The organism is Rhizobium aureum, assembly GCF_030182495.1.
Classification (GTDB): domain Bacteria; phylum Pseudomonadota; class Alphaproteobacteria; order Rhizobiales; family Rhizobiaceae; genus Rhizobium; species Rhizobium tropici_C.
Genome location: NZ_JAQJCI010000033.1, coordinates 21998 through 29696, shown reverse-complemented (window position 1 = coordinate 29696; position 7699 = coordinate 21998). Strand labels below are relative to the sequence as shown.

General features: G+C 60.2%; 7 protein-coding genes. All 7 read left to right on the top strand.

The annotated features are described in order from the left end of the window. Positions 1–428: GntR family transcriptional regulator (locus PH552_RS33035; protein ID WP_285166657.1), on the top strand; the 428-nt coding region annotated here is incomplete at its 5' end. Between the two features lie 59 nt (positions 429–487). Continuing rightward, positions 488–1819 (top strand): ABC transporter substrate-binding protein, encoded by a 1332-nt coding sequence (locus tag PH552_RS33030; RefSeq protein WP_169643128.1) that lies wholly within the window; start codon positions 488–490, stop codon positions 1817–1819. Beyond that, positions 1819–2754, top strand: coding sequence for a carbohydrate ABC transporter permease (locus PH552_RS33025; protein WP_169643127.1), 936 nt, complete (start codon positions 1819–1821; stop codon positions 2752–2754). Before PH552_RS33030 ends, PH552_RS33025 begins: the two co-directional genes overlap by 1 nt. Position 2755: 1 nt before the next feature. Then, complete coding sequence (locus PH552_RS33020) at positions 2756–3577, top strand: carbohydrate ABC transporter permease (RefSeq protein WP_112345150.1); 822 nt, start codon at positions 2756–2758, stop codon at positions 3575–3577. A 36-nt stretch (positions 3578–3613) separates the two neighbouring features. Continuing rightward, a complete protein-coding gene (locus PH552_RS33015) occupies positions 3614–4672 on the top strand; it encodes an ABC transporter ATP-binding protein (RefSeq protein ID WP_112345151.1) in 1059 nt (352 codons plus the stop codon). Next, on the top strand, positions 4669–5622 hold the full coding sequence (locus PH552_RS33010) for a sugar kinase (RefSeq protein ID WP_112345152.1): 954 nt from the start codon (positions 4669–4671) through the stop codon (positions 5620–5622). Before PH552_RS33015 ends, PH552_RS33010 begins: the two co-directional genes overlap by 4 nt. A 312-nt stretch (positions 5623–5934) precedes the next feature. Continuing rightward, entirely contained in the window at positions 5935–7656 is a 1722-nt protein-coding gene (locus PH552_RS33005; RefSeq protein ID WP_112345231.1) for an ABC transporter ATP-binding protein, read from the top strand. Positions 7657–7699: the final 43 nt, after the last annotated feature.

Here is a 7699-nt window from a genome sequence, read left to right as displayed (position 1 = left end):
ACCTAATCCGCGAGGCCTTCCAGCTCCGTCTTTTTCTGGAAAAGGAAGCCGTCGCGCTGTTCACCTATTCGGCGTCGGACGAGACGATTGCCAAGCTTTTGAAGGACCATCGCGATATCGCGGATGCGATCCGGGCCGGCGACAGCTCGCAGGAACTCGAGCTTCACGCGCAATCGGTGGACTGGGGCATGCATGATGCCTTCATCGATGCGCTCGGCAACACGATCATCTCGAATGCCTATCGGGTCAATTCGATCAAGATGCGGCTGATCAGCCAGGACAGGTTTCGCATCAACGGCCATGTCGGGCCGGTCATGGAAGAGCATCTGAAGGTGCTTGAGGCCATTCAGCGACGATCCGCCGAAGAGGCGGTTACCGCTCTCGTATCGCACATCGGCGGAGCACGGGATCGCGCATTGAAGATGTAAAAAACTTTGGATAACGGGCCGCGAATGAGGAGATTTTCGGCCAAAGGAGGAGGAACGCAATGTCATCGTCATTTTTCAACCCGACACGTCGCGGCTTCATGGCCGGCACCGCCGCACTCGGCGCGGCAAGCCTTCTCGGTGTCCGCACCGCTTCGGCAGCCGTCGACTGGAAGCGCTTTTCCGGCACGACACTCGAAGTCAATCTGGTCAAGAGCCCGCGCAGTGAGACGATCCTCAAATACTTAAGCGAGTTCGAGGCGCTGACGGGCATCAAGGTCAATGCCGAGGCGACTCCGGAACAGCAGCAGCGTCAGAAGACCACCATCGAGCTCAGCTCCGGCAAGCCGAGCTTCGACGTCGTGCATCTGAGCTACCACGTCCAGAAGCGCCAGTTTGAAAAGGGTGGCTGGCTTGCCGATATCAGCGGTTTCATGAAGGATCCGTCGCTCACCGATCCGTCGCTGACGGAAAGCGATTTCGCTGAGGCCGGCCTGAAATTCGCCAAGGATTCTGCAGGCATCATGCGTTCCCTACCCTTCTCGGTCGATTACTGGATCGTCTACTGGAACAAGACCCTGTTCGAGAAGAAGGGCCTCGCCTATCCGCAGACCTTCGAGGACATGGTCAAGGCCGCCGAGGCGCTGACCGACAAATCGACCAACACTTACGGCTTTGTCGCGCGCGGCCTGAAGAACGCCAATACGCCGGTCTGGACGGCCTTCATGCTCGGCGAGGGTACAACACCGCTTTCAGCCGACGGCAAGCTGCAGACGGAATCGCAAGGGGCGTTGGATGCTGCGAAGCTCTACCAGCGCCTGATGACGAAATCGGCACCTCCCGGCGTTTCCGGCTTCAACTGGGCGGAAGCGCAATCGGCTTTCCTGCAGGGCAAGATCGGCATGTGGCTCGACGGCGTCGGCTTCGCGCCGCCGATCGAAAATCCTGAAAAGTCCCGCGTCGTCGGCCAGGTCGGCTATGGCATCATGCCGAAGGGGCCGAATGGGCAGGCTGCGGCAACCTTCGGCGACGGTATCGGCGTCACCGCCGCCAGCCAGAAGAAGGAGGCCGCTTACCTCTTCTGCCAATGGGCAATCTCGCACGACATGGGCGCGCGCCTCCTGCAGGCCGGCGCCGGCGTTCCGTTCCGTCAGTCCGTTCTAGAGGATCAGAAGGTCCGCGAAGGCGTGAAAATGCCAGGCGCCTGGCTGGATGCCGTCGCCGGCTCCGCCAAGGTCTCGCAGCTGGCGCTACCTGTCATCATCCCGGTTACCGAGTTTCGCGACATCTACGGCGTCGCGCTGACGAACATGATCGGCGGCGCCGATCCGGCGGCCGAACTGAAGACGGCAACTGCCCAGTTCGAGCCGGTGCTGGCGCGAAGCGAGGGATGATGGCTTCCGTGAGCATTGAAGATACCGCCGCGAAGGCAACCAAAGGAAGGAGCAAGCCGCAAAGGCTTGCTCCCAACTACTGGCCCTTCGTCATTCCCGCGCTGATCGTGATCGCCGCCGTCATCGTCTTTCCCTGGATCTTCACCCTGTGGATGAGCGTGAACAAATGGACGCTCGGCCAATCGCAGAGTTTCGTCGGCTTGGACAATTATGTCCGGCTGGCGACCGATGCGCGCTTCTGGGAATCGCTTTGGCACACGGTGCTCTACACCGTGCTTTCCGTCGTCGGTCCCTTGTTCTTCGGGACGCTGGCCGCACTGATCTTCGATGCGAATTTTCCGTTGCGGGGCTTCCTGCGCGGCATCTTCGTGATGCCGATGATGGCAACGCCCGTTGCCGTCGCCCTCGTCTGGACGATGATGTTCCATCCGCAGCTCGGCGTGCTGAACTATCTTCTGTCGATGGTGGGTATCGGACCGCAGGAGTGGATCTACAATCAGTATAGCGTCATACCCTCGCTCGTCCTCGTCGAAGTCTGGCAGTGGACGCCGCTCGTCATGCTGATCGTGCTCGGCGGTCTCGCCTCCATGCCGCGCGAACCCTATGAGAGCGCCGAAATCGACGGTGCCAATGCCTGGCAGAAGTTCCGCTACCTGACGCTGCCGATGATCGCGCCCTTCCTGATGATCGCCGTCATCATCCGCAGCATCGACGCGATTAAGAGCTTCGATATCATCTATGCGATGACGCAGGGCGGCCCGGGAACGGCGTCCGAAACGATCAATATCTATCTCTACAACACCGCGTTTTCCTACTACGACATTGGCTATGGCTCGGCCATGGCAGTGGTGTTCTTCATCGTCATCGTCGCGCTCTCCTTCATCCTCCTGATGATCCGCCAGCGCACGCGGTGGACGGACGCGGAGGGCAACTGACATGAAGCGCTCGACACTCAATCGTATCGGCCTGTTCTTCGTGGCCCTGGTCGTCGTTTCACCAGTCGTCCTGTTCTTCCTCTGGATGATCTCGCTATCGTTGAAATACGAGATCGACAATGGCGCTTATCCGCCGATCCTCATTCCGGATCGCATTGCCTGGACGAACTACGTCAATGTCTTCCAGGAAAACAACTTCTTCCTCTATCTGTGGAACTCCGTTCTGGTGACGGGTGCGGCCACCCTGCTCGCCCTCGTCATCGGCGTGCCGGCGGGCTATGGCATCGCCCGGCTGAAGGCGGAAAAGTCGGCGATCGTCATCATGATCGCCCGCATGACGCCGGGCCTTTCCTTCCTCATTCCGCTGTTCCTGCTGTTCCAATGGCTCAATCTCTTGGGAACGCTCTGGCCGCAGATCATCATCCATCTCGTCGTCACCGTTCCGATCGTCGTCTGGATCATGATCGGTTATTTCGAGACGACGCCGATGGAGCTCGAAGAGGCCGCAAGCATCGATGGCGCGACGCCCTGGCAGGTTTTCCGGCTGGTCGCACTACCGATCGCACGCCCCGGCATCGTCGTCGCCTTCATTCTCTCGGTCATCTTTTCATGGAACAACTTCGTCTTCGGCATCGTGCTTGCAAGCCGCGAGACCCGCACGCTGCCCGTCGCCGTCTACAACATGCTCTCCTTCGAGCAGGTGAGCTGGGGGCCGCTTGCGGCCGCGGCCCTGATCGTCACGCTGCCGGTCCTGGTGCTGACGATGTTCGCGCAACGCCAGATCATCGCAGGACTGACCGCCGGCGCCGTCAAGGGCGGCTGACGATGGCACCCCTTTCTTTCTGACAGGAACACATTCATGGCACCCGTCAACATACAGAATATCCAGAAGCGCTATGGCCAGGTGAAGGTCATTCTCGACATCAGCGTCGACATCGCCGATGGCGAGTTCGTCGTCCTTGTCGGTCCCTCCGGCTGCGGCAAGTCCACGCTGCTGCGGATGATCGCAGGCCTCGAGGAAGTCAGCGATGGCGAAATCCACATCGGCCGCCGCGAAGTCAGCCATCTTCCGGCACGCGACCGCGACATTGCCATGGTGTTCCAGAATTACGCGCTCTATCCGCATATGACGGTCGCCGAAAACATGGGCTTCGCGCTGAAGCTGAAGAAGGCAAACCCGGCGGAAGTCGCCGCCAAGGTGCAGAAGGCTGCCGCCATCCTCGGCCTGGAGAACCTGCTGGAGCGCCTGCCGCGCCAGCTTTCCGGCGGCCAGCGCCAACGCGTTGCCATGGGGCGTGCGCTGGTGCGCGATCCGCAGGTCTTCCTGTTCGACGAGCCGCTCTCCAATCTCGACGCAAAGCTGCGTGTGCAGATGCGCGGCGAGATCAAATCCATGCATCAGCGCATCGGCACGACGACGATCTATGTGACGCATGATCAGGTCGAGGCGATGACCATGGCCGACAAGATCGTCGTGCTTCACGGCGGCATCATCGAACAGGTCGGCGCACCGCTCGATCTCTACGACCGCCCGGCAAACCTGTTCGTCGCCGGCTTTATCGGTTCGCCCTCGATGAACTTCATCGACGGCAGGATCGAAGAAGGCGTCTTCCGCAGCGACAAGGGCCTCATCCTGCCGCTGCCGGAGGGTTTCTCCACTGCCGAGCATGGCGGGCGCGCGCTCGTCTACGGCATTCGGCCCGAGCATATCCGCGCGGCAACCGGTGGCTTATCGGCCCGAGTCGGCATCGTCGAGGGCACGGGTTCGGAGATCTATGCCAAGCTCGACTGCGGCGGCGAAGACATCTCCTGCCTGTTCCGCGAGCGGCTGAACATCCGCTTCGGCGACAAGATCGAAATCGGGATCGACCCGGCCAGCATCCATCTGTTCGACAAGGCGAGCGGAAAGCGGCTTTGAGCGCCCCATCGATCTTCGATCCGCCGCCCGGCCAACCCAGGCATGTCCTGTGCGTCGGCGCTGCCGTTCTCGATACGCTTTTTCGCGTCCGTACCCTTCCGGGAGGTCAGGGGAAGGTATTGCCTTACGAGATGCTGCAGATCGCCGAAGGCATGGCGTCGAGCGCTGCCTATGCCGTCGTGCGGCTCGGCGGCAGGGCGAGCCTGTGGGGCGCTGTCGGCCTGGACGAGACCGGCGATCGGATCGTTCGCGATCTCAAAGGCGACGGCATCGATATGGATGGCATGCTGCGCGTGGGCGGCGCCCGTTCTGCCGTCTCGACGATCCTGGTGGACGATAACGGCGAAAGGCTGATCGTTCCTTTCTACGATCCGAAACTGCACCATACCATCAAGAAATTCATGCCAGCCGATATCGCCGCCTTCGATGCCGTGCTTGTCGATGTTCGCTGGCCGGCGCTGGCTCTTCGGGTTTTGGAGGCGGCGCGCGCCATGGGCAAGCCGGCCATTCTTGACGGCGACGTCGCGCCCGACGGCATCATCGAGCAGCTGGCGCCGGAGGCAACACACATCATCTTTTCCGAACCGGCCGCCGAACGCCTGACAGGAAGCAACGATGTTTCCGTGATGACTCAGCGGCTGAAACAACGGTTCGATCATGCCTTCATCTGCGTGACGGCGGGTGCCGCCGGCAGTCACTGGTTCGACGATGGCGCCGGCAAGGTCCAGCACTGTCCGACCATATCCATCAAGGCTGTCGATACGCTTGCCGCCGGCGATATCTTCCACGGCGCCTTCGCTCTTGCCGTTGCAGAGGGAATGGCGGCGGAAGAAGCTATCCGCTTCTCCTCGGTCGCTGCGGCGATCAAATGCGAGTTCTTCGGAGGTCGTGCCGGTGCGCCGAAACGTATCGATGTGATCAGGCGTTCTGAACGGCTTCAAGGATTCTGACGGTATTGAAGCTGCCATCGGAACTCGTCGCGAATTTATATCTCACCATTGGCATCACCTGACAGCCATAATCCGTCCATTGCGGGCATTGTTTCCCTTCGCGCGGCAAGCCAAATGCCACGACCGTCCCCCGCCGTTTATAGGGGTGACACGCCTGCATGCGTCGACTATAAAAATCGCGCGACTCAAGCAGGAGGATCGCCAGATGAGAAATTTCGGCACCAATTGACGCTGAACGGCGATGCCGAATTCGGGCTGCCGCTCAGTCCGTTCTTGTCTCCCCTATCCTCTTCAGTGCCCATGGAGGCATTCATGCTTCGTCGCTTCTTTTCCTATTATGCCCGCTACAAGCAGCTGTTCTTCCTGGATTTCGGCTGCGCCGTGCTTGCCGGCCTGCTGGAACTCGGCTTTCCGCTGGCGGTCAAGCTTTTCGTCGATGAACTGCTTCCGAGCCGCGACTGGGGTCTGATCTTTGCGACAGCGGCGCTGCTGCTTGTCGTCTATGCGACGAGCACCGGCCTGTCGGCGATTGTCAATTATTGGGGCCATGCGCTCGGCATCTCGATCGAGTCCGATATGCGCCGCCAGGCATTCGATCATATCCAGAAGCTTTCCTTCCGCTATTTCGACAATAACCGGACGGGTCATCTGATCACGCACGTCACCAAGGATCTCGAGGAGGTGGGCGAGATTGCCCACCACGGTCCCGAGGACCTGTTCATCGCGATCATGACCTTCATCGGCGCCTTCCTGCTGATGTTCAGCGTCCATTGGAAGCTCGCGCTGCTGACAACGACCATCGTGCCCTTTATGACCTGGCTGGTCAGCCGTTACGGCTCGAAGATGACGGTGAATTCGCGCAGCCTGTTCGGCAAAGTCGGCAACTTCAATAGCCGCATGCAGGAGACGGTCGGCGGCATCCGGGTCGTCAAGGCGTTTGCCAATGAGCGATATGAAAGCCAGCTCTTTGCCCGCGACAATGAGGATTACAAGGCAACCAAACTCGACGGCTACGCCTATATGACGGCAAGCATCGCGCTCAGCTATTTCAGCACGCGCCTGGTTCAGCTCGTCGTCATGATGGCGGGAACCTGGTTCGTCATCTCAGGAGAGCTGAGCTACGGCGGCTTCGTCAGCTTCCTGCTGCTCATCAACGTCTTCTTCCGCCCGATCGACAAGATTACCTCGGTCATCGAGACCTATCCCAAGGGCATAGCGGGCTTCAAACGTTTCCTGTCGCTGATCGATACGGAACCCGATCTTGCCGACAGGCCGGATGCGATTGTGGTCGATCATCTGAGAGGCAATATCGCTTACAAGAATGTCGGCTTCGGCTATTCCGATCAGGCTGTGATCTTCAAGGATCTCTCCCTGACGATTGCCGCTGGCGAGACCGTGGCCTTTGTCGGCGCCTCCGGCACCGGCAAGACGACGATCTGCTCGCTGCTGCCACGCTTCTACGATGTCACGGCCGGCAGCATCGCGATCGACGGCATCGATATTCGCGACATGACCCAGGCTTCGCTGCGCAGCCAGATCGGCATCGTACAGCAGGACGTCTTCCTGTTCGGCTCGACCATTCGCGAGAACATCGCGTATGGAAAGCTCGGCGCCACCGACGAAGACATCATGAAGGCGTTGCAACGCGCTTCGCTTGACGAATTCGTCGGCTCCCTGCCCGCCGGGCTCGATACGCCGACGGGCGAGCGCGGTGTCAAGCTTTCCGGAGGGCAAAAGCAGCGCCTTGCGATTGCCCGCATCTTCCTGAAAGATCCGCCGATCCTTATTCTCGATGAGGCTACCTCGGCGCTCGATACCGCGACCGAATATGCGATCCAGCAGGCGCTGCTGGAACTTGCGAAGGGACGCACGACGCTGGTCGTCGCCCATCGGTTGTCGACGATCCGAAATGCGGACCGCATCATCGTCATGGGCGATAACGGCATTGTCGAAGAGGGATCACATGACGAACTACTTGCCCGCCATGGCGCCTATGCGCGGCTGCACAATGCGCAGTTCGGCCTTTACGCCTGATCCATCCTTATGGACGCCTGAAAAAGAGAGCCGAGACTGATGG